This is a genomic window from Lactococcus nasutitermitis (genome assembly GCF_018403765.1).
Taxonomy (GTDB): Bacteria; Bacillota; Bacilli; order Lactobacillales; family Streptococcaceae; genus Lactococcus; species Lactococcus nasutitermitis.
The window spans coordinates 364,420-384,834 of the sequence record NZ_BOVQ01000002.1 but is presented as its reverse complement, the minus strand read 5'-3'; the positions used below and the strand labels follow the sequence as shown (position 1 = coordinate 384,834).

The window sequence follows — 20,415 nt, the reverse complement described above, 5'->3', positions numbered from 1 at the left end:
TTTTTCGTTATAATTTAATAAGAAGCTAATGTAATAATAAAAAAGGAGAATTATAATGTCTAACGAAAAAACAAAAGCAATTCTTAATCAAACGGTAGCTGATTTGGCACAAGCCTCAGCGTTGGTGCATCAAACACATTGGTATATGCGTGGACGCGGATTTTTGAAACTTCACCCAAAAATGGATGAGTACATTGATGATTTGAATGAATTTCAAGATGAATTTGCAGAACGCTTGATTACGATTGGTGGATCACCTCTTTCAACTTTGAAAGAATTTGCTGAAGCTTCAAAAATTAAACTTGAAACTGCTACTTGGGACAAATCAATGGATGAACGTCTTGAAGGAGTACTCGCAACATATAAATATTTGGCTGGTCTTTTCAAAGAAGGTTTGAGTGTTTCAGAAGCGGATGAAGATGCAGTTACAGTTGACCTTTACACAGGTGCACTTGGTGATGTTGAAAAAACAATCTGGATGCTTGAAGCAGAACTTGCTTAATTTTGAGTAAAAATGCTTTGGCTTTTGTAGTGAAAGAATTATAAAAATAGTTGAGTGTAGTTCTGTAATTTAATCAGAATTACACTTTTTAATTGGGGAATAAAAAAAGAAGTTAGACATTTAAAAATGTTTAGCTTCTTTTTGTAGAATTATTTTTAACCTTCTTTAACTTTACCATCCCATTTTGAAAGTCCACCTTTGAGAACGTAAATTTCTGGAACACCCGATTTTTTCAGTTGTCTTGCAACTTTTGCTGAAGCGGTTGGTTTTCCGTTTTCATAAAGCAAAACAGGTTTATGTTTACTGATAGCGTTGAGACTCTGCTCGATTTGAGTGGCTGCAACATTACGTGCGCCTAAGATATGTTTAATCCGAAATTGATTTGCTTCACGAATATCAATGAGTTGAGATGTAGGAATTAGTCGAGCAAATTCAGGATTATCAATAACTTTAGCGCTGCGTCTGAGGTTCCAGCGTGGATAAAGAACAACGAGAATCAATGCAATTACTAAGAGGGCATCAATGATGTATGTCCACATTATTTTTCTCCTTTAAATTTGAGAGCAAGACTTGCTGCACCGATGATACCTGCATCATTACCAAGAACAGCGAGTTTTACTTTTGTTGTATTACGAACAGTTGAGAAAGCATATTTTTTGAAATAACTTTCAACTTTTTCACGTAAGAATTCGCCTGCGGCAGAAACACCACCACCAATAACGATAGAATCTGGATTGAGTGTTGAACCAAGATTTGCTGCTGCAAAGCCAAGATAATAAGCGAATTTGTCAACAACGGTTAATGAGAAGGCATCGCCTGCTTCAGCAGCTATAAAGATATCTTTTGAAGTGACTTCATCGCCATTGTCGATTGCAGCTTTAATAGAACTATCACCTTCATATTCTTCAGCGAAAGTGCGTGCTAGACGAACGATACCAGTAGCAGAAGTAACTGTTTCAAGGCAACCGTGGTTACCACAAGTACATTCAAAACCGTTTGGATCTACGCAAATATGTCCGATTTCTCCACCAGCACCAGCAACACCGTGGATAAGATTTCCATCAGCGATAATTCCGCCGCCGACACCTGTGCCGAGTGTGATGAATACAACATCAGGGTTATTTTCACCAGCACCTACCCAACGTTCGCCGAGGGCTGCAACATTTGCGTCGTTGTCGAGGACAAATGGAAGGTTGACACCTGCGGAAATAGCTTTGCCAACTTCTTGAGTGTTATCCCAGTTAAGGTTATAAGCTGCTTTTACTGTTCCTGCTGCAATATCTACTGAGCCAGGTGTTCCCATGCCAATGCCGACAAATTCTGATTTGTCAAGGTTGTAAAGACTGAGACGATGGTTGATGGACTCAATGATATCAGGGACAATATGTTTTCCGTCTTCGAGAATGTTTGTTGGAATAGACCATTTGTCTTGTACTTCTCCATCGAGTGTGAGAATGCCGAATTTGATTGATGTACCGCCTAGGTCGATACCGATAACTTTGTTAGCCATTAGAATTTCTCTCCTAATTGTTCTTTTTCTATCCGCTCTTCACGTTGTAAAATGAGGCGTGCAGTAAGGTAATCATGATTACTTTTATCCAAAATCTTGTTCTCAACCATGTAAGAAAGTTCTTTTTGCATAAAATAAATCGCGTCTAGGCGATTACTCATCAAATTGATATAGCCATATTGCTTGAGCCATTCTTGGACGCCATAAAGAGTTTTCATCATTCTATTTTACCGCAACTGAAAGCGGTTTTCAAGTGAAGACGATGTGCAAAGCGTTTTCGCGGCATATTTTTATTCAGAAAAATGCAAAAAAAACTCTTTGTTAAGCCTTGTAAACGTGTGCATTAGCAGCTTTTGAAAAAGTGTGTTATAATTAGTCTGATATATTTTGGGCGCGAATAGACGGCGCACAATCTGCGGAGAAAAAATTCCGTAGGAAATTCTCGAAAGATGTAGGTATTAAAAAATTGACTAAATTACGCGAAGATATTCGGAATGTTGCTATTATTGCTCACGTTGACCATGGGAAAACGACTCTTGTTGACGAACTTTTGAAGCAATCTGACACTCTTGATGCCCGCACAAATTTGCAAGAGCGTGCGATGGACTCTAACGCGCTTGAGCAAGAACGTGGAATTACTATTCTTGCCAAAAATACTGCTGTTGAATATAAAAATAATCGTATCAACATTTTGGATACACCAGGTCACGCGGATTTCGGTGGTGAAGTGGAACGTATCATGAAAATGGTTGATGGTGTTGTTTTGGTTGTCGATGCTTATGAAGGAACGATGCCTCAAACACGTTTTGTGTTGAAAAAAGCATTGGAACAAAGATTGACACCTATCGTTGTGGTAAATAAGATTGATAAACCTTCTGCTCGTCCTGAGGAAGTAGTTGATGAAGTGTTGGATTTATTTATCGAACTTGGTGCTGAGGAAGACCAGTTAGAATTCCCTGTTGTTTATACTTCAGCTATCAATGGAACTTCTTCATTGAGCGAAGACCCTGCTAATCAAGAACACACAATGAATTATGTTTTGGATACTATCTTGGAACATATCCCAGCGCCTGTTGATAATGAAGATGAACCTTTGCAATTCCAAGTGTCGTTGTTGGATTATAATGACTATGTTGGTCGTATCGGTATTGGACGTGTGTTCCGTGGAAAAATCAAAGTTGGCGATAATGTTGTCTTGTCTAAATTGGACGGTACAACGAAGAATTTCCGTGTGACGAAATTGTTTGGTTTCTTTGGACTTGAACGTCAAGAAATTCAAGAAGCAAAAGCGGGGGATTTGATTGCCGTTTCTGGTATGGAAGATATCTTCGTCGGTGAAACGGTCACACCTGCAGATGTGGTTGAACCTTTGCCATTGCTTCATATTGATGAACCTACATTGCAAATGACATTTATCGTGAATAATTCGCCATTTGCAGGGCGTGAAGGAAAATTTGTTACGGCGCGTAAATTGGAAGAACGTTTGAATGCTGAGTTGCAAACAGATGTGTCTTTGCGTGTTGAAGCGCTTGGTCCAGACCGTTGGATTGTTTCTGGTCGTGGTGAATTGCACTTGTCAATTTTGATTGAAACAATGCGTCGTGAAGGTTATGAATTGCAAGTTTCACGTCCTGAAGTTATCATCAAAAATATTGATGGTGTGGATTGTGAACCTTTTGAACGTGTGCAAATTGATACACCTGAAGAATATCAAGGTTCTATTATCCAAGCTTTGTCTGAACGTAAAGGCGATATGCTTGACATGTCTAATGAAGGAAATGGTCAGACACGTCTTGTATTCTTGGTGCCTGCTCGTGGTTTGCTTGGATTTACAACCGAATTTATGTCAATGACACGTGGTTATGGAATTATGAACCATACTTTTGAAAAATATTTGCCAGTAATTAAAGGCGCAAATATTGGTGGACGTAGCCGTGGTGCGTTGGTATCTGTAGATGCTGGTGCAGCGACAGCCTATGCGATGGGTTATGTGCAAGAACGTGGATTGCTCTTTGTTAATCCTGGAACTGAAGTTTATGAGGGAATGATTGTTGGGCAAAATTCTCGTGAAAATGATATTACGGTTAATATCACGAAAGCGAAACAACAAACGAACGTCCGTTCATCAAATAAAGATTCTACTTCTGTTTTGAATACACCTAAGATTTTGACGCTTGAAGAATCACTTGAATTCTTGAATGATGATGAATATATGGAAGTCACACCAGCTTCTATCCGTTTGCGTAAACAAGAATTGAACAAGGGACTTCGTGAAAAAGCTGCTAAAAAGCGTAAAACTGCTGAAGAATAAGAGTTTTTAAAAGATAAATTTTTTGACAGTTCTGTCAAAAAATTTATCATAATCTTGAACTAAGAAAAATGTCATAAAATGAAGGAGGACATATGTTTTACATTATTCTTTTGATTTTGCTTGCTCTGGCTTATTTCTTTTTGATGCCACGAGACATTCGGCGAAGTATGGACATTTTCTTTTTTGCTGTGGTTGTTGTGCTGCTTATTTCTGTGGCGGTTGCGCAGGCGGTGCTGAATCAAGGACTGATTTTGGAAATTTTGATTGTTCTTGCAGGAATTGCTGTGACAGTGAAAGCTTGGTTTGAAATTGGAAACTTAGATAAACATAAACGAAAAAATCGTAGAAAATGAGCTGTCAAATTTGACAGTTCTATTTTCATTTTTGACGGTTCTGTCAAAAATAAAGGAGACACTAAAATGAATATGGAAAAGGTTGAACAGGCTTTTGGACTTTTAACAGCCAATATAGAAGTTATTCAAAGAGAATTAAATACTGATTTTTATGATGCGTTTGTTGAGCAAAATGCAAATTTTCTTGGTGCGATGACTGTGGAAAATTTGACAGTTCTGTCAAAAAATAATGACCAGCTCCGCGCATTGAATTTGACAAAAATAGAATGGCAAAAACTTTTTCAATTTGTCCTGCTCAAAGGTTCGCAAGTTGCGCCATTACAGCCCAATCACGCTTTAACACCAGACTCAATCGGCTTACTTTTTGAGTTCATTATTGAGCAACTTTTCCCGAAAAATGAACTTCGCCTGATTGAATTTGGCTCTGGAACAGGCAATCTTGCAGAAACTTTGCTCGTGAATACAGTGAAAAACATTGATTATCTCGGCTTTGAAGTAGATGATTTGCTTCTTGATTTGTCGGCTTCGATGTCGGAAATCATTGGCACAAAAGCGACATTTATCCAGCAAGATGCTGTTCAGGCACGCGTTCTGGAGCCAGCAGATGTGCTTATTAGTGATTTGCCGATTGGTTTTTATCCAGATGATGCTCTCGCTGCACACTTTGAAGTTGCCAATCCTGATGGACATACTTATGCACATCATCTCCTAATAGAGCAAGGTTTCAAGTATCTAAAAGATAATGGAGTAGCGCTGTTTCTCGCACCAGAAGAGCTATTAAATAGTGCGCAAGCACCTTTCTTGAAGAAATGGTTGCCCCAGCACGCCCGATTATCAGCGGTGATTACCTTGCCAGAAAGTCTGTTCAAAGCTGAAAATAAAGCTATTTTCGTCCTAGAAAAATCATCGGCTGAACATCCAACTTTCGTTTACCCACTGACTTCCCTGACAGACCGTGAAAGTTTGCAAAATTTCATGACAGAATTCAAAAAAAGTTTTTGACAGTTCTGTCAAAAAAATTTCACATAAAAAAATCGTATTATCAAATTTGACAAGGCTTTCTCTAAAACAAAACGAAATTTCACAAGCCCAACTTGCCAAAATTATGGTATAATTTACAAGAATAATTGAAAATTAGAAGGAAAATATAAACATGACAAAAACACTTGCTGTCAACGCCGGTTCATCATCATTAAAATGGCAACTCTATGAAATGCCAGAAGAAAAAGTAGTTGCCAAAGGACTTATTGAGCGTATTGGATTGAAAGATTCAATTTTCACAACAAAATTCGACGGTGAAAAGTACGAACAAATCTTAGATATTGTCAATCACACACAAGCCGTAAAAATGGTTCTTGAGGATATGCAACGTCTCAATATCATCAAAGAATTTAGCGAAATCACAGGTATCGGTCACCGTGTCGTTGCCGGTGGCGAACTTTTCAAAGAATCAACACGTTTGACACCAGAAGTGGTGAAACAAATCGAAGAACTTTCTCCATATGCACCATTGCACAATCCGGCTGAAGCTGATTGTATGCACGCTTTTGAAGAAGTATTGCCAGACGCAGTCGGTGTTGCCGTATTTGATACAGCTTTCCACACAACAATGCCTGAAAAAGCTTACCGTTACCCAGTACCAAACAAATATTACGATGAATTGAAAGTCCGTAAATATGGCGCTCACGGAACATCACATATGTTTGTATCACAAGAAGCCGCAAAACTTCTCGGAAAACCAGTCGAAGAAACAAAAATCATTACTTGCCATATCGGAAATGGTGCATCTATCACAGCTGTTAAAGGTGGAAAATCTGTTGATACATCTATGGGCTTCACACCACTTGGCGGTATCATGATGGGAACACGTTCAGGTGAGCTTGACCCATCTGTTCTTCCATTTATTATTGCCAATGACCCAGAACTCAAAGATGCTCAAGATGCGATTGATATGCTCAACAAGAAGTCGGGACTTGCAGGAATTTCTGAAATTTCATCAGATATGCGCGATATCCGTGATGGACGTAAAGCAGGCAATCCAAAAGCAATTCTTGCCTTTGATATGTACTGCGACCGTATCCAAAAATATATCGGACAATATCTTGCCGTATTGAACGGAGCAGATGCGATTGTCTTTACGGCAGGTATCGGTGAAAATGCTGAATATATGCGTGAAGGTGTTCTTGATGGACTCGATTGGTTCGGTATCAAACTTGATAAAGAAGCAAACAACACTTATGGCACAACAGAAATCTCAGCAGCAGATTCACGTGTCAAAGTTTTCGTCATTCCAACAGATGAAGAACTTGTCATTGCTCGCGATGTAGAACTTTTAAAATAATAAAAATATGAAAAGCCTATCAGTTGATAAGGCTTTTTTTATCTAAAAAAATATAAAAATTTAATAATATTATCTTATTTGACCCTAAAATGATAGTTAAGATTGTAAATATCTTCTAAAATATGTTATACTAAAAAGTGAAGCGCATACAAAATAAAAGGAGAACTATATGGGGAAAACACTCGCAATTAATGCAGGCTCATCATCATTGAAATGGCAACTTTATGCCATGCCAGAAGAAACAGTACTTGCCAAAGGACTTATAGAACGTATTGGATTAAAAAACTCCGCTATTACAGTAAAATATGCACAGCAAGTAGATAAAAAAGTCATAGACATTCACACACACACAGAAGCAGTCAAACAACTGATGAATGACCTAAAAACTTTTAAATTGATAGACGATTTCAATGAAATTACAGGTGTAGGACATCGCGTTGTTGCAGGTGGTGAACTTTTCAAAGAATCAACTTTGATTACTTCTGAAGTTCTACAACAGATTAAATCAATCTCAAATCTCGCTCCTCTGCACAATCCAGCGAATGCACAAGGGATTGAAGCCTTTTTGGAATTACTCCCAGAAGCAACAGCAGTCGCAGTTTTCGATACGGCTTTTCACACAACGCTCCCTGAAAAAGCCTATCGCTATCCAATCCCAAACAAATATTATCACGATTACAATATCCGCAAATACGGTGCGCACGGTACTAGTCATATGTATGTTTCTCAAGAAGCCACAAAATATCTGAACAAACCAATCGAGGATTTGAAGCTGATTACCTGTCATATCGGAAATGGCGTTTCGCTTTCAGCAATCAAAGGCGGAAAATCTGTTGATACATCAATGGGATTTACACCTCTGGCAGGTGTTATGATGGGCACACGTTCTGGGGAAATAGACCCTTCGATTATCCCTTATATGATTGAAAATGACCCTGAACTTCATTCAGCTCAAGATGTCATTGACTTACTCAATACGAAATCAGGACTACTTGGAGTTTCTGAAATCTCCTCAGATATGCGAGATGTTCAAAATTCAGAAAGCGAAGGAAATAAAAATGCAGCTCTCGCTTACGAACTTTTCATTGACCGTATTCAAAAATATATTGCTCAATATTTCGCCGTCCTCAATGGCGCAGATGCTGTGATTTTTACCGCTGGTATTGGTGAAAATGGCTGCCGTGAACGAGAAGATATCATCAATGGAATGGATTGGTTCGGATTTAAGATTGATGATGAAAAAAATAAAAGAGGCTGTGTAGGAAATATTGCCACAGCAGATTCAAAAGTGAAAGTCCTTGTAATACCAACCGATGAAGAGCTTGTTATTGCTCGTGATGTAGAAGCTTTTAAGAAATAGAATTTCATTAAGAAATTCTATTTTTATATCGGATAAATTCCCCTTTTTTTAAAAGCAAAAATATGGTAAAATAGAGCAAACAAATAGAATAGGTGAGTTATGGCTAACATTAAATATAAACGTGTCCTACTAAAACTTTCAGGCGAAGCACTTTCAGGCGAAAAAGGTTTCGGTTTTGACCCAGCAACTGCAAAAGAAATTGCCAAAGAAATCAAAGAAGTGCATGATTTAGGTGCAGAAATCGCGATTGTATGTGGCGGTGGCAATATCTGGCGCGGCATTACAGGTGAAAAAGCAGGCATGGAACGCGCCCAAGCGGATTATATGGGAATGCTTGCGACCATTCAAAACGGTCTGTTCGTTCAAAGTGCGCTGGAAAATATTGGTGTAGATACACGTGTGATGACAGCGATTGATATGAAACAAGTTGCAGAACCTTACATTCGTCGTCGTGCCGAACGTCATTTGGAAAAAGGGCGGATTGTGATTTTTGCAGGGGGGACAGGTTCGCCTTACTTCTCAACGGATACAACATCTGCGCTGCGCGCCGCGGAAATCAATGCTGATGTCATCTTGATGGCAAAAAATGGTGTTGACGGTGTTTACAACGCTGATCCGAAACTTCATGAAGATGCAGTGAAATTTCAAACACTCACCCACATGGAAGTCATTACAAAAGGACTTCACGTCATGGACAGCACAGCATCAACGATGTCAATGGACAATCACATTCCACTCGTCGTCTTCAATATGAACGAAATGGGCAATATCAAACGCGTTGTTCTTGGCGAAAATATCGGAACGACCGTTGAATAAAAGATATAGCCTCCATGATTTCTGGGATTTTGGCTTAAAACAATTTCAATCGGCAATTTTTGGGATTACAATCATTCTGAGTTTAGCAGTCACGGAAATCATTCATATTCCCGCCATTTCTCGTTATGACTTGATGTTCATTATCGTGGTGCTGATTCAGCTGGTGCTTCTTGTGACGCGTTACGAACAGCCTTTTGATTTGATTCCAATCATGGTTTTTCACATTTTGGGAATGTTGCTTGAGATTTTCAAAGTTCATCAGGGGAGTTGGTCTTATCCGGGCGCAGGTTTTCTAAAAATCGCTTCTGTTCCACTTTACAGTGCTTTTATGTATTCGGCAATCGGTTCATATATCGTGCGTGCCATTAAAGTTTTTGATTTGCAGGCGAAAAATTGGCCGAAAATCGGTTGGACATTGCTAAGTGCCACACTTATCTACTTAAATTTCTTCACAGACACTTTTCATTTTGACTATCGCATTGTTTTGTATTTGTTGATTATGATTGCTTTCTGGCGAACAAAGTTTACTTTTGTTCTTAGGGAACGGCGACATGAAATGCCTGCGATATTGAGCTTTTTCCTGATTGGACTCTTTATTTACTTCGCAGAAAATATCGGTTCTTATTTTAGTGCTTGGCGCTATTCCTATCAACTTTCACATTGGCGCTTGGTCGATGCAGGAAAAATCTCCTCATGGTCTTTGTTAATCATTGTTTCTATTATCCTAGTAATAGAACTTCAACGGTATTTTTCAAAGAAACTTACCGTAAAAAATATTATTCAAAATTAAAAATAAAGTTTACAAACTTAGGAAGTAAACAAAAAAGGAAAATAAAATGGCAAACGAAATTATTGAAACAGCAAAAGAAAAAATGAACCAATCACTCGCTAGTTTACAACGTGATTTGGGACATATCCGCGCAGGACGTGCCAATGCGAGTCTTCTTGACCGTGTTCAAGTTGAATATTATGGAGCAGCAACACCACTTAATCAACTCGCATCAATCACAATCCCAGAAGCACGTGTTCTCATGGTAACTCCATTTGACAAGAGCATTTTGAACGAGATTGAACGTGCGTTGAATGCATCAGACCTTGGAATCACACCATCAAATGATGGTTCAGTCATTCGTCTTGTTATCCCAATGTTGACAGAGGAACGTCGTAAAGAACTTGTCAAAGAAATGGGGAAAATCATTGAAGGCGCTAAAGTTGCTATCCGTAATATTCGTCGTGATGCAATGGATGCTGTGAAAAAACAAGAAAAAGCAAAAGAAATTACAGAAGATGATCGCAATTCACTTGAAAAAGATATCCAAAAAGTGACAGATGATGCTATCAAAGAAGCAGATAAAAAAGCAGCAGAAAAAGAAAAAGAACTCATGGACGTCTAAAATCTATAAATTTTAGATGAAAAATGAAAAACGGCTCTGATAAAAGAGCCGTTTTCTAAGAAAGAATAGAATGAATAATTTATTAGCAACAACATTTTCAGCACTGATAACAGATGAGAATGAACAATTTTATTTCCTACAAAAAGAAGGATATGTTTTCCGTCTTGCAAAAAGTGAGGGAGAACACGCGATTGGTGATATTGTCACAGGATTTGCTTATTTGGACAAACAAGATAAGGGCAGATTAACGACTATTGAACAGACAGTCACTAAAGAAACTTTTGGTTGGGGAGAAGTGACAGACGTTCGTCGTGATTTGGGTGCTTTCGTCAATACAGGGCTTCCTGACAAAGATATTGTTGTCTCTCTTGATGATTTTCCTGAAAATGACAAGGAAAGTTGGCCCAAAAAAGGCGATAAACTCTATGTCAAATTGGTTGTGGATAAAAAAGACCGAATTTGGGGACATCTTGCTTGGCATGAGGACTTTTGGAAATTATCCACACCAGCTTTTGATAATATGAATAATCAAGATTTGCGTGCGATTGTTTATCGAAATAAAGAAACAGGAACATTTGTTTATTTACCAGACAATAATATGCTGGGTTTCATTCATCCAAGTGAACGATTTTCAACACCACGTATCGGGCAAGAATTGCAAGTGCGCGTGATTGGTTTTAGAAAAGAAGACCGCTCGCTCAATCTTTCAGCAAAACCAAGAGCTTATGAAATGTTGGACGCAGATAGCCAGATGATTCTTGCTTATCTTCAAACAATGGGTGGAAAAATGCCTTTTAATGACAAATCTGCTCCAGAAGATATCAAAGCAACCTTCGGAATTTCAAAAGGTCAGTTCAAAAAATCTCTCGGCGGTTTGATGAAACAGGGAAAAATCAAACAGAGCCCAGCAGGAACAGAATTGGTATAAAAACTTTTTTGATAATTCTGTCAAAAAAAGTTTGATGAGATTTTGGATTAAAAATATTTTTGACAGTTCTGTCAAAAATTATTTAGAACAAAAAAGTAGCTTATAAGGCTACTTTTTTGTTCAATATGCTATAATATTTCACAAGAAAGTATTCAAGGAGGAAAAAATGGCAACAGAAAAGGCAATATTTGCAGGCGGCTGTTTTTGGTGTATGGTTCAGCCATTTGAAGAGCAAAAAGGTATTTTGACAGTGACAAGCGGTTATACAGGGGGAGACTTTGCTCATCCCACTTATGAACAGGTCAAACAACATATAACAGGACATACAGAAGCAGTAGAAATTATATTTGATAATACTTTGGTAAGTTATCAAGATTTGGTACAGTTGTATTGGCAAACCACAGACCCAACAGATGCTTTCGGACAATTTGAAGATCGTGGCGACAATTATCGTCCAGTAATTTTCTATACAAGTGAAGAACAGAAAAAAATTGCACAAGCAAGTAAAATAGCACTTCAAGAGTCAGAAAAATTTGAAAAACCTATTGTTACAAGCATTGAGCCAGCTAAAGAATTTTGGGTAGCTGAAAGTTATCATCAAGGCTTTTATCGCAAGCATCCAGAAGACTACAAAGAAGAAATTCAAGGGCGTCGTGATTTTATTCTTAGTCATTGGAATGATACAAAGTATTCTCAAGGAGAAGTCTCATGAAAATGCCTTTTTACACTTACCTGATGAAACATCGCGCACCAATAGAAAAAGACGACGTCACACGTTTAGCAAACTTAGCATTTGGAGATAGTTTATTTCCTAAACAATCAACAGATTTTGACGAAATTTCAACTTATTTAGAAACGCACGCAACTTTTTACTTCAATCTTACCCTTTTTGATGATATTTGGCGAGATTATTTGGAAAGCTGATTAAATAATCCAAGTAGAATTATTCTACTTGGATTTTTTCAAAAAATGAAGTAACAAATATTGAGAAATATTTGAACAATCTAAAAATAAACTTAAAAATTATGATATAATAGTGACAAAAGGAGCTAAAATATGCAAATTAAAATAGAGAACCTAACATTTTCATATAAATCAAAAGCAGTTCTTTCAATTCACGAAAGTGAGTTCGATTCAGGAAAAATTTATGGGATTGTAGGGAAAAACGGCGTAGGTAAAACAACTTTTTTCAAAACATTGACAAATATTATCACGAACTATAGCGGAAGGATAAGTTTTGATGAGCAAGAAGTAAAGAAAAATCCGAACTTGCTCACAAAAGTCGGGATTATGCTTGATGACATGGAACTTTACAAAAGCTATACAGGACTATTTAATCTCCGCTATTTCGGAGGACTTCGTGGTGGTTTTGACGAAGCAAGAGCACTGGAAATTGCCGCAAAGCTAGACTTGACCACCGAACAGTTGATGGGGAAAGTATCACGTTATTCACTGGGAATGAAGAAAAAACTGATTTTATTGATTTCAATCATGAACGATGCAGAGATTTTGATTTTTGATGAGCCTTTCCGAGGAATTGATGCAAAATCAGTTGAGTGGATGAGGAGTTATTTACTAGATTTAAAGCAAAAAGGCAAGTTAATTTTAATTTCGAGTCATGTTCAAGAAGATATTGAGTCTGTCTGCGACCAAGTCTATCTACTTGCAGGAGGAGATTTTAAAGCTTCCTTTGATTTGCGAGATACAAAGCAACTTTTGACTTATACAGTCGTAGTAAATGAACCTGAAAAATTGAAAACTTATTTAACTGATGCTGGTTTAGAACCAGTAGTGACAGGAAATAACGTTAAGTTTGACAGTACTATTGAAGATTTCCAAAAAACATTTCGTCATGCTGTAGAACATGGTGTAGATTTTGATAGTATCAAAAAAGAATCTAAATTTGCCGATATTATCAAGAATGGGGAGGCATAAATGAACGCTAAAAATATTTTTCGGATGGAGTTTTATAGAAATTTTCGAGATAAAGCATGGCTTATCGTTACGGCTTGTTTATTTGGAACAACTCTTTTGACCGCAATCTTAGGACTCATAGCCATTCGCCAATTCAAATATGAACAATTCACAACAGGGGTGACTTTGCTTGATGTGATTACTCTAACTTTACTGTTTTTTGTTCTCGTTGGTATGTGGGCATTTTCAATCATTTATCCATTTCATCTATTATCCGTAGATTACAGTAATAAAGCATTAGGATTGATGGTTGCTTCAGGTGTAAACCGAGTCACTTATTATTTTATTAAAATAATAACAACAATCCTTTCAACATTACTTGCCTGGGTTGTCATTCTTTTTATTCCAGTTGTGCTATATTTGGGAATCTATTCAAAACAATTTACAGAATTTGCAACAGGATTTTCTCATGCTTTTACGCTCACAACAGCTTGGGGCGCATTGCTTAACGGATTATTCGGAGTTTTTGCATCAATCGCTATTTTATTCTTTACCGTTATCCTTACACGCGGGAAATTTTGGGGAATTTTTGTATATTTTGGTTTCACTCTAGTATTGGGAATTGTTGCTAATAGCTTTTCAGCAAGTATGGCTCTTGCAAGTGGTTCATCAAGTAATGATGTCCAAGGAATAGTAAATTATATTGGATTAGCTTTTTCAATCTTTAAGTTAGTATTATTTGGACTACTAGGTATTTTCATGATTCGCAATCAAGATTTATAATATAAGCCTTACTTGACAATCTATCTCCTATTTTGATAGAATAGGAGGGTACGCGAATTTTCCCGTACAGGGCGTGGGAGGTCAGAACTCATTTGTTGAGCAGGTCTCAATGGTGTATGACCATTTACCACATCACGAAAATATTATAAAGGAGATTTATCGTGGCTAAAAAAGTCGAAAAACTCGTTAAATTGCAAATTCCTGCTGGAAAAGCAACACCAGCTCCTCCAGTTGGTCCAGCTTTGGGTCAAGCAGGTGTCAACATTATGGGATTCACAAAGGAATTCAATGCTCGTACAGCTGACCAAGCTGGTATGATTATTCCTGTTGTTATCTCTGTATATGAAGACAAATCATTCACATTCATTACAAAAACTCCTCCAGCAGCAGTGCTATTGAAGAAAGCAGCCAATGTTCAAAAAGGTTCAGGTGAACCAAACAAAACAAAAGTTGCAACAGTTACTAAAGCACAAGTTGAAGAAATTGCAAAAACTAAAATGCCAGACCTTAACGCTGCTTCACTTGAAACAGCAATGTCTATGATTGAAGGAACTGCAAAATCTATGGGATTCGTTGTAGAAGGTTAATTACCAAAGTCTATAAAGAATTTCCACATGAGTGGAAGGCTGAGCTTTTCCTTTGAGGGAAAGACAGACAACCGATATTACCACAAGGAGAAAAAATAAAATGGCTAAGAAAAGCAAAGCTTTGCGTGCAGCTTACGAAAAAGTTGACGCCACTAAAGCTTATAGCATGGAAGAAGCTGTAGCACTTGCAAAAGAAACTTCTTTCACAAAATTTGATGCAACTGTTGAAGTTGCTTACAATCTGAATATTGATACTAAAAAATCTGACCAACAAATCCGTGGTGCAATGGTATTGCCAAACGGTACTGGTAAAACTGCTCGCGTTCTCGTATTTGCACGTGGTGCAAAAGCTGAAGAAGCAACAGCAGCTGGTGCAGATTTCGTAGGAGCTGACGAACTCGTTGCCAAAATCAACGGTGGATGGCTTGATTTTGATGTTGTTATCGCAACACCTGATATGATGGCTATCGTTGGACGTCTTGGACGTGTCCTCGGACCACGTAACTTGATGCCAAACCCTAAAACTGGTACAGTAACAATGGATGTTACTAAAGCAGTTTCAGAATCTAAAGCTGGTAAAGTAAACTACCGTGCTGATAAAGCTGGTAATGTACTTGTTCCGATCGGTAAAGTTTCATTTGATACTGAAAAATTGGTTGAAAACTTTAAAGCCTTGAATGCAATTATCGTTGCAGCAAAACCTGCTACTGCCAAAGGTACATACATCACAAACCTTTCTGTTACAACAACAATGGGTCCTGGTGTGAAAGTTGATACAACAGTATTTTAATTTTAGATTTTTAAAAAAGAGGTTTGAGCCTCTTTTTTTGTACAAAAAAACCTGATTTTTACACAGGCTTTTTATTCTTCCTGATTTTCGTTAGCAGAGTTGAATTTTTCCAATATTTCATTGATTTTATCAATCTTTGGTTGAGTAGAATTTTGAAATTCACTGACTTTACGTGTGATATCTTGACTAGTACGTTCAGTTTTTTTGAGTTCTGTCTGTACACGCTCTGCATTTACTTTTATATTATCAACATTTTCTAGCAAGTCTGATAGAAGATTCTTAATATCCTTGAAAAAATCTGCCATTATTTCTCCTTTATGAATTTAATTTTTATTGATTTCTTCAGCAATAGCAGCCAAGTCAAAATGATGCTCAGTGAATTTTGCGATAAATCCATCATCTTCAGTATAGCGAGGAATGAGATGAATATGTGTATGAAAAACAGATTGTCCAGCGATTTCTTCATTATTTTGTAAAATATTCATACCTGTAGCATTAAGATTTTGTACAATTTTATTGGCAAGAGCTGGAACTTTGGAAAAAAGAATAGCAGATTCACCTGGTGTCATCGCAAGAATATTGTGATAATGCTTTTTAGGGACAACAAGTGTATGTCCTTTTGTTGTTTGAGTAATGTCTAAAAATGCGAGAACATCATCATCTTCATAAATTTTTGTACTGGGAATTTCCCCAGCAATAATTTTGCAAAAAATACAATTGTCCATAGCTATCTCCTGATTTTTTTAATAAAGTGATTATAATAAAATTTAATTTTACATTTGATATATGAGAAAGTTTTCACTTCATGAGTAAAATGTTATAATTAGATTATAACAAAATTAATGATAATTGGAGTGGAAAACGTGACTTTAAAAATAACAAATTTAACTGGAGGCTATTTTGGAAATCCTGTTTTGAAAGATGTGAATTTTGAGATTGCTGATGGTGAATTAGTTGGTTTGATTGGTTTAAATGGTGCAGGGAAATCAACAACAATTCAGGAAACGATTGGTCTTTTGACACCTTATTCTGGAACGATTGAGTTAGATGGTCTGACTTTACAGGCTGATTTGGAAAGTTACCGTAAGAAAATTGGTTTTATTCCAGAAACGCCGAGTTTATATGAGGAATTAACTTTGCGTGAGCATATTGAAGTAACAGCCTTGGCTTACGGAGTGCCTTTAGAGACAGCCATGGAACGTGCTAAAAAACTACTTGAAACTTTTCGCTTGAGTGATAAGTTGGACTGGTTTCCAATCAATTTTTCTAAAGGGATGAAACAAAAAGTGATGATTGTTTGTGCTTTTTTAGTAGAGCCATCACTTTATATTATTGATGAACCTTTTATGGGGCTGGATCCGTTAGCTATTCAGGACTTGATTGATTTGATGCTGGAAATGAAAAAAAGTGGTGCTTCTATTTTGATGAGTACGCATATTTTATCAACGGCTGAGAAATTTTGTGATAAATTTGTTGTTTTGCATGAAGGACAAGTTTTAGCTTTTGGAACTTTGAAAGAGTTACAAGAGAAATTTGGAAAACCTCAAGCGACTTTAGATGAGATTTATATCGAGTTGACGAAAGGTGTACAACATGGATAAGATTTTTGCGCGGCGGCGAAATACGTGGCGAACGCAGAGCCTTAAATACTTGCGTTATGTTTTTAATGACCATTTTGTACTTTTCTTGATGATTTTATTGGGCGCATTAGTGGTTCAATATGTACAGTTTTTACATAATCATTCACTCAATTCTTGGGAAAAAGCAATTCTGGTGCTGCTAATTAGTGGAATTTCATTATTGTTCGGGAGACTGGCAACTTTTGTGGAAGCAGCAGACAAAGTTTTCTTGTTAGCTCAGGAAAAGCAAGTAAAAAAAATACTTACTAAGTCGCTTGTCCGCTCACTTATTGGACCAGCATTTATCATTTTAATTTGTGTACTGATTGCTACACCGTTGGTGCAAGAGCCTGTATATTTGATAATTGTTTGGTTTTTATTGGTCTTTGCTATTAAAGGGGCATTATTGGGCTGGAAATTGCAGTCATTTATGAAAAATGGAATATTGCAATGGGAAAAGCTTATCAAATATGAAGAAGATCGCAAAAATGCGCAGTTACATTTCTTTGCTTTGTTTACCAATGTTAAAGGCTTAAAGGGACACAGCAAACGGCGGAAGTATTTAGATTTTCTGTTGCCAAAAACAAAACGAACCTACGAATTTTTATTTTCTCGTAGTTTCTTGCGGGCTGGTGATTATTTGGGATTGACAGTTCGTTTGTTAATCCTGTCGGTTCTTGCATTGATTTTTATACGAACCTCTATTTTATCAATTATTTTGGTAGCTGTTTTGAATGTTTTGCTTGTTTTTCAACTGCTCGCTTTGCGTGAAGCTGTTGATTATCAATTGTTCACACGAATCTATCCATTGAAAAAAATGGCAAAAAATATTGCTCTAAAGCGTGTACTGTTAAGAATAGTTTCAATTTTGACTGTCATTGAGTTGATTATTGGACTTGTATTTTTGCGAGAACGTCTTTATTTGATTGGCTTAGTGCTTGTAAATTTCTTGTTGGTTCGATTTTATGTGAATTTCCGTTTAAAAAAATAAGACTATCATTGATAGCCTTATTTTTTTATAATTTTTGTACCATGAACAAAGTTTGTGTGAACTTTGTTAGCTAAGTCCTCATAGTTCTCTGATGTTACTCCGCCACCTATCATGATAGATATTTTATTATCTGCATAGGCGATAAGCTCTGATATGAGTGCGGTATTGAGTGGTTTGTCTAAACTATCTCCATGTGTTAGGATTTTTTCTACACCAAGTTCGATAAGTTGGTCAATTGCTATTTTTTTATTAGAAATCTCGTCGAATGCCATGTGAAAAGTGACAGGAAGTCCTTGAGAAGCAATCATGAGTGTATCCATGGCATCAAGGTCAATTTCGTTTTCGGAAGTTAAAGCTCCGAAAGCAAGGTTTTGAGCACCTGCTTCAATAGCTTTTAATATATCATTTTCCATGATTTTTAGTTCATAGGAGTTGTAAACAAAATTTCCTCCACGTGGACGAATCATGACGGCAAGCGTTGTTTTACTTTCATTTTCGCTGATAAATTCAGCTGCTTGCTGAATGACACCGTAAGATGGAGTTGTACCACCAACAGCGAGGTTATCGCAAAGCTCAATACGTTCGACATTTTTATTTATAGCTGTGGGAATTTCGCTAAAGTTTTCTAGGCAAAGTTCTCGAATTATCATGTTTTTCTAACCTTTTTCTTTCTTTTTTACTTATTTTATTATACCATTAGTTTTATGGTATTGAAGTTTTATAATCAATCTTGTTTAAGGGGAGTATTACTGACTTTTTGCACTTATCTATGATTGTATTTTTTGTACTAACTCCCCTTTTAACTCCCCCACTATGATTTTTTAGAGATTATTGATGATTTTTTCAAATTGTTCAGCAGTTTCTTTCTTTTTATCTTCGGCAAGGTGGCTGTATGTATTTAACGTTATGGATATATCTTTGTGTCCGAGACGTTCTGAGATACTTTTAGGGTTTACATCATGGTTCATCAATAAGCTGGCGTGAGTGTGTCTAAAACCATGAAAGCCTATATGCGCTACACTTGCATTATCAAAATGTTTGTTTAAACGATACAATAACATTCCATACTTCAAAAAGTTTCCCTCAATATCAGTAAATAGCTTACCACTCCGAGCAGAGAGAAAACCGCGATATTTATATTGCTTCTTTTGCCACGCTTTTAGGTCGGTTATTGTCCCTTGATTAAGAGCAATCACACGCGCACTTGTTGCCGTTTTGGGACTATTTTGTAATTTCCCAGAGGGGAACAGTGTTTTACTAATCGTGATTGTCTGTTTGTCAAAGTCAATATCAGTCCATGAGAGCGCCAGAGCTTCCCCTATACGCATTCCCGTACTTAGTAAGAGCAAATAGAGCGTCTTATCAAAAATATTTTGTGGTGTGGCTTCAAAGTCGTTCAGGTAAGCAAGAAATTTCTTTAATTCCTTATTATTAAAATATTTGAGTTTCTTCACACCTCGCTTTTTTAGTCGGGGTGCTTTTACCAGAATTGCAGGATTGGAAGAAATCAAACCAAGCTGAAAGCCAACATCTAAAATACGCTTAACAAGATTGAGTAATAACGCATAGGCTTTACATTTCCCTTTCTCTCGTCTCCCATTCTTAATAACAGCCGTGTTCGCATTGTTCGCCCATTTATTGACAATACCTTGCAAGAGCGCAGGCGTTATCTTATTGAGCTTGTACTTTCCAAGAGCAGGGAGAATATAAAGTGATAGAAAACTCTGTGTGATACGTTGTGTGTTCTCCTTAACTGTGAGCTTGTAATTATCCCACCACATCAACGCTAAACTTTCAAAGTTCTCAATCTGTATTGAGGGACGCAATGTGTTGCCATTTCTCTCAAAATCTGCTATCTTTTGTTTAGCAAGAGTTTTTAAAGCTCTTTGTGTTGGCGCGGTAATAGTTGTTTTGACTTTCTTACCTGTCAAATTATCTATCCCTAAATAGATATTACTCTTATAGACGGTTGAACCGTCTTTTTTTATTACTTCTTTAATTATCATGTTGTGATTTTCCTTTCGTGTTCCATTTGTCAGGCAGGACAAGACAACAACTTTGAAAATTTAACATGAGTGAGTAATGAGGGAGAAATAAAATTATACCGAGATTTCCGAGACCCTAAAAAAGGACATTTAGCCATTTTAGCCACCCTAAAAAGAAGTATAGTGACATAAGTGACACCCTAAAAAAGGGATAATATCACAAAATAGTAC

The 20,415-nt window shown here is 37.0% G+C and carries 25 protein-coding genes; 18 read left to right on the top strand and 7 right to left on the bottom strand.

Annotated features, from left to right (window positions below; all coding sequences use genetic code 11):
- Positions 1–55: 55 nt before the first annotated feature.
- Positions 56–502, top strand: coding sequence for a Dps family protein (locus tag KJS36_RS02350; protein WP_213533936.1), 447 nt, complete (start codon positions 56–58; stop codon positions 500–502).
- 155 nt (positions 503–657) lie between these two features.
- Here the strand turns inward: KJS36_RS02350 and KJS36_RS02345 are convergent, their stop codons facing one another.
- Genes KJS36_RS02345 through KJS36_RS02335 form a run of 3 tightly spaced genes read right to left on the bottom strand, consistent with a single transcriptional unit; the run spans position 658 to position 2,230 of the window.
- Positions 658–1,041 (bottom strand): rhodanese-like domain-containing protein, encoded by a 384-nt coding sequence (locus tag KJS36_RS02345; protein ID WP_213533934.1) that lies wholly within the window; start codon positions 1,039–1,041, stop codon positions 658–660.
- On the bottom strand, positions 1,041–2,012 hold the full coding sequence (locus KJS36_RS02340; protein WP_213533932.1) for an ROK family glucokinase: 972 nt from the start codon (positions 2,010–2,012) through the stop codon (positions 1,041–1,043). Before KJS36_RS02340 ends, KJS36_RS02345 begins: the two co-directional genes overlap by 1 nt.
- Entirely contained in the window at positions 2,012–2,230 is a 219-nt protein-coding gene (locus KJS36_RS02335; RefSeq protein WP_213534047.1) for a YqgQ family protein, read from the bottom strand. The genes KJS36_RS02340 and KJS36_RS02335 overlap by 1 nt, the downstream gene beginning before the upstream one ends.
- A 248-nt stretch (positions 2,231–2,478) precedes the next feature.
- Between KJS36_RS02335 and typA the strand changes: the two genes are divergently transcribed.
- From typA to rplA, 15 genes are all read left to right on the top strand, one after another.
- Positions 2,479–4,323 (top strand): translational GTPase TypA, encoded by a 1,845-nt coding sequence (typA, locus tag KJS36_RS02330; protein ID WP_213533930.1) that lies wholly within the window; start codon positions 2,479–2,481, stop codon positions 4,321–4,323.
- A gap of 92 nt (positions 4,324–4,415) precedes the next feature.
- Positions 4,416–4,676 carry a DUF3165 family protein gene (locus tag KJS36_RS02325; RefSeq protein WP_213533927.1) on the top strand — a complete coding sequence of 87 codons (261 nt, stop codon included), beginning with the start codon at positions 4,416–4,418 and terminating at the stop codon, positions 4,674–4,676.
- Between the two features lie 66 nt (positions 4,677–4,742).
- On the top strand, positions 4,743–5,678 hold the full coding sequence (locus KJS36_RS02320; RefSeq protein ID WP_213533925.1) for a class I SAM-dependent methyltransferase: 936 nt from the start codon (positions 4,743–4,745) through the stop codon (positions 5,676–5,678).
- A gap of 151 nt (positions 5,679–5,829) precedes the next feature.
- Positions 5,830–7,017, top strand: coding sequence for an acetate kinase (locus KJS36_RS02315; protein WP_213533923.1), 1,188 nt, complete (start codon positions 5,830–5,832; stop codon positions 7,015–7,017).
- A 169-nt stretch (positions 7,018–7,186) separates the two neighbouring features.
- Positions 7,187–8,377 carry an acetate kinase gene (locus KJS36_RS02310; protein ID WP_213533921.1) on the top strand — a complete coding sequence of 397 codons (1,191 nt, stop codon included), beginning with the start codon at positions 7,187–7,189 and terminating at the stop codon, positions 8,375–8,377.
- Positions 8,378–8,476: 99 nt separating this feature from the next.
- Positions 8,477–9,193: a UMP kinase gene (gene pyrH / locus KJS36_RS02305; RefSeq protein WP_213533919.1), complete on the top strand. Its 717-nt coding sequence runs from the start codon at positions 8,477–8,479 to the stop codon at positions 9,191–9,193.
- Positions 9,186–9,983 carry a DUF817 family protein gene (locus KJS36_RS02300; RefSeq protein ID WP_213533917.1) on the top strand — a complete coding sequence of 266 codons (798 nt, stop codon included), beginning with the start codon at positions 9,186–9,188 and terminating at the stop codon, positions 9,981–9,983. Before pyrH ends, KJS36_RS02300 begins: the two co-directional genes overlap by 8 nt.
- A 46-nt stretch (positions 9,984–10,029) precedes the next feature.
- Complete coding sequence (frr, locus tag KJS36_RS02295) at positions 10,030–10,587, top strand: ribosome recycling factor (RefSeq protein WP_213533915.1); 558 nt, start codon at positions 10,030–10,032, stop codon at positions 10,585–10,587.
- A 70-nt stretch (positions 10,588–10,657) separates the two neighbouring features.
- Positions 10,658–11,515 carry a CvfB family protein gene (locus tag KJS36_RS02290; protein ID WP_213533913.1) on the top strand — a complete coding sequence of 286 codons (858 nt, stop codon included), beginning with the start codon at positions 10,658–10,660 and terminating at the stop codon, positions 11,513–11,515.
- A 166-nt stretch (positions 11,516–11,681) separates the two neighbouring features.
- Positions 11,682–12,227: a peptide-methionine (S)-S-oxide reductase MsrA gene (msrA, locus tag KJS36_RS02285; RefSeq protein ID WP_213533911.1), complete on the top strand. Its 546-nt coding sequence runs from the start codon at positions 11,682–11,684 to the stop codon at positions 12,225–12,227.
- 2 nt (positions 12,228–12,229) lie between these two features.
- On the top strand, positions 12,230–12,439 hold the full coding sequence (locus KJS36_RS02280) for a YozE family protein (protein ID WP_213534045.1): 210 nt from the start codon (positions 12,230–12,232) through the stop codon (positions 12,437–12,439).
- A 132-nt stretch (positions 12,440–12,571) separates the two neighbouring features.
- Positions 12,572–13,450: an ATP-binding cassette domain-containing protein gene (locus KJS36_RS02275; protein ID WP_213533909.1), complete on the top strand. Its 879-nt coding sequence runs from the start codon at positions 12,572–12,574 to the stop codon at positions 13,448–13,450.
- Positions 13,451–14,212 (top strand): ABC transporter permease, encoded by a 762-nt coding sequence (locus KJS36_RS02270; protein ID WP_213533907.1) that lies wholly within the window; start codon positions 13,451–13,453, stop codon positions 14,210–14,212.
- Between the two features lie 161 nt (positions 14,213–14,373).
- Complete coding sequence (rplK, locus tag KJS36_RS02265) at positions 14,374–14,799, top strand: 50S ribosomal protein L11 (protein WP_213533904.1); 426 nt, start codon at positions 14,374–14,376, stop codon at positions 14,797–14,799.
- Between the two features lie 100 nt (positions 14,800–14,899).
- Positions 14,900–15,589, top strand: coding sequence for a 50S ribosomal protein L1 (gene rplA, locus KJS36_RS02260; RefSeq protein ID WP_213533902.1), 690 nt, complete (start codon positions 14,900–14,902; stop codon positions 15,587–15,589).
- A gap of 71 nt (positions 15,590–15,660) precedes the next feature.
- Here the strand turns inward: rplA and KJS36_RS02255 are convergent, their stop codons facing one another.
- Both KJS36_RS02255 and KJS36_RS02250 read right to left on the bottom strand, forming a co-directional pair.
- Positions 15,661–15,894 (bottom strand): hypothetical protein, encoded by a 234-nt coding sequence (locus KJS36_RS02255; RefSeq protein WP_213533900.1) that lies wholly within the window; start codon positions 15,892–15,894, stop codon positions 15,661–15,663.
- An 18-nt stretch (positions 15,895–15,912) separates the two neighbouring features.
- Positions 15,913–16,314, bottom strand: coding sequence for an HIT family protein (locus KJS36_RS02250; protein ID WP_213533898.1), 402 nt, complete (start codon positions 16,312–16,314; stop codon positions 15,913–15,915).
- A 138-nt stretch (positions 16,315–16,452) separates the two neighbouring features.
- On the opposite strand from KJS36_RS02250, the gene KJS36_RS02245 reads away from it, so the two are divergent.
- Both KJS36_RS02245 and KJS36_RS02240 read left to right on the top strand, forming a co-directional pair.
- Entirely contained in the window at positions 16,453–17,190 is a 738-nt protein-coding gene (locus KJS36_RS02245) for an ABC transporter ATP-binding protein (RefSeq protein ID WP_379862544.1), read from the top strand.
- Positions 17,183–18,199 (top strand): ABC transporter permease, encoded by a 1,017-nt coding sequence (locus KJS36_RS02240; RefSeq protein WP_213533894.1) that lies wholly within the window; start codon positions 17,183–17,185, stop codon positions 18,197–18,199. Before KJS36_RS02245 ends, KJS36_RS02240 begins: the two co-directional genes overlap by 8 nt.
- Before the next feature lie 17 nt (positions 18,200–18,216).
- On the opposite strand, the gene KJS36_RS02235 is transcribed toward KJS36_RS02240, so the two are convergent.
- Entirely contained in the window at positions 18,217–18,849 is a 633-nt protein-coding gene (locus tag KJS36_RS02235) for a copper homeostasis protein CutC (protein ID WP_213533892.1), read from the bottom strand.
- A 171-nt stretch (positions 18,850–19,020) separates the two neighbouring features.
- Complete coding sequence (locus KJS36_RS02230) at positions 19,021–20,205, bottom strand: tyrosine-type recombinase/integrase (protein WP_213533890.1); 1,185 nt, start codon at positions 20,203–20,205, stop codon at positions 19,021–19,023.
- Positions 20,206–20,415: the final 210 nt, after the last annotated feature.

Coding starts and splice junctions, on each gene's coding strand:
- KJS36_RS02350 (WP_213533936.1), top strand. CDS start 56: ATGTCTAACGAAAAAACAAAAGCAATTCTTAATCAAACGGTAGCTGAT.
- KJS36_RS02345 (WP_213533934.1), bottom strand. CDS start 1,041: ATGTGGACATACATCATTGATGCCCTCTTAGTAATTGCATTGATTCTC.
- KJS36_RS02340 (WP_213533932.1), bottom strand. CDS start 2,012: ATGGCTAACAAAGTTATCGGTATCGACCTAGGCGGTACATCAATCAAA.
- KJS36_RS02335 (WP_213534047.1), bottom strand. CDS start 2,230: ATGAAAACTCTTTATGGCGTCCAAGAATGGCTCAAGCAATATGGCTAT.
- KJS36_RS02325 (WP_213533927.1), top strand. CDS start 4,416: ATGTTTTACATTATTCTTTTGATTTTGCTTGCTCTGGCTTATTTCTTT.
- KJS36_RS02320 (WP_213533925.1), top strand. CDS start 4,743: ATGAATATGGAAAAGGTTGAACAGGCTTTTGGACTTTTAACAGCCAAT.
- KJS36_RS02315 (WP_213533923.1), top strand. CDS start 5,830: ATGACAAAAACACTTGCTGTCAACGCCGGTTCATCATCATTAAAATGG.
- KJS36_RS02310 (WP_213533921.1), top strand. CDS start 7,187: ATGGGGAAAACACTCGCAATTAATGCAGGCTCATCATCATTGAAATGG.
- pyrH (WP_213533919.1), top strand. CDS start 8,477: ATGGCTAACATTAAATATAAACGTGTCCTACTAAAACTTTCAGGCGAA.
- frr (WP_213533915.1), top strand. CDS start 10,030: ATGGCAAACGAAATTATTGAAACAGCAAAAGAAAAAATGAACCAATCA.
- KJS36_RS02290 (WP_213533913.1), top strand. CDS start 10,658: ATGAATAATTTATTAGCAACAACATTTTCAGCACTGATAACAGATGAG.
- msrA (WP_213533911.1), top strand. CDS start 11,682: ATGGCAACAGAAAAGGCAATATTTGCAGGCGGCTGTTTTTGGTGTATG.
- KJS36_RS02280 (WP_213534045.1), top strand. CDS start 12,230: ATGCCTTTTTACACTTACCTGATGAAACATCGCGCACCAATAGAAAAA.
- KJS36_RS02275 (WP_213533909.1), top strand. CDS start 12,572: ATGCAAATTAAAATAGAGAACCTAACATTTTCATATAAATCAAAAGCA.
- KJS36_RS02270 (WP_213533907.1), top strand. CDS start 13,451: ATGAACGCTAAAAATATTTTTCGGATGGAGTTTTATAGAAATTTTCGA.
- rplA (WP_213533902.1), top strand. CDS start 14,900: ATGGCTAAGAAAAGCAAAGCTTTGCGTGCAGCTTACGAAAAAGTTGAC.
- KJS36_RS02255 (WP_213533900.1), bottom strand. CDS start 15,894: ATGGCAGATTTTTTCAAGGATATTAAGAATCTTCTATCAGACTTGCTA.
- KJS36_RS02250 (WP_213533898.1), bottom strand. CDS start 16,314: ATGGACAATTGTATTTTTTGCAAAATTATTGCTGGGGAAATTCCCAGT.
- KJS36_RS02240 (WP_213533894.1), top strand. CDS start 17,183: ATGGATAAGATTTTTGCGCGGCGGCGAAATACGTGGCGAACGCAGAGC.
- KJS36_RS02235 (WP_213533892.1), bottom strand. CDS start 18,849: ATGATAATTCGAGAACTTTGCCTAGAAAACTTTAGCGAAATTCCCACA.
- KJS36_RS02230 (WP_213533890.1), bottom strand. CDS start 20,205: ATGATAATTAAAGAAGTAATAAAAAAAGACGGTTCAACCGTCTATAAG.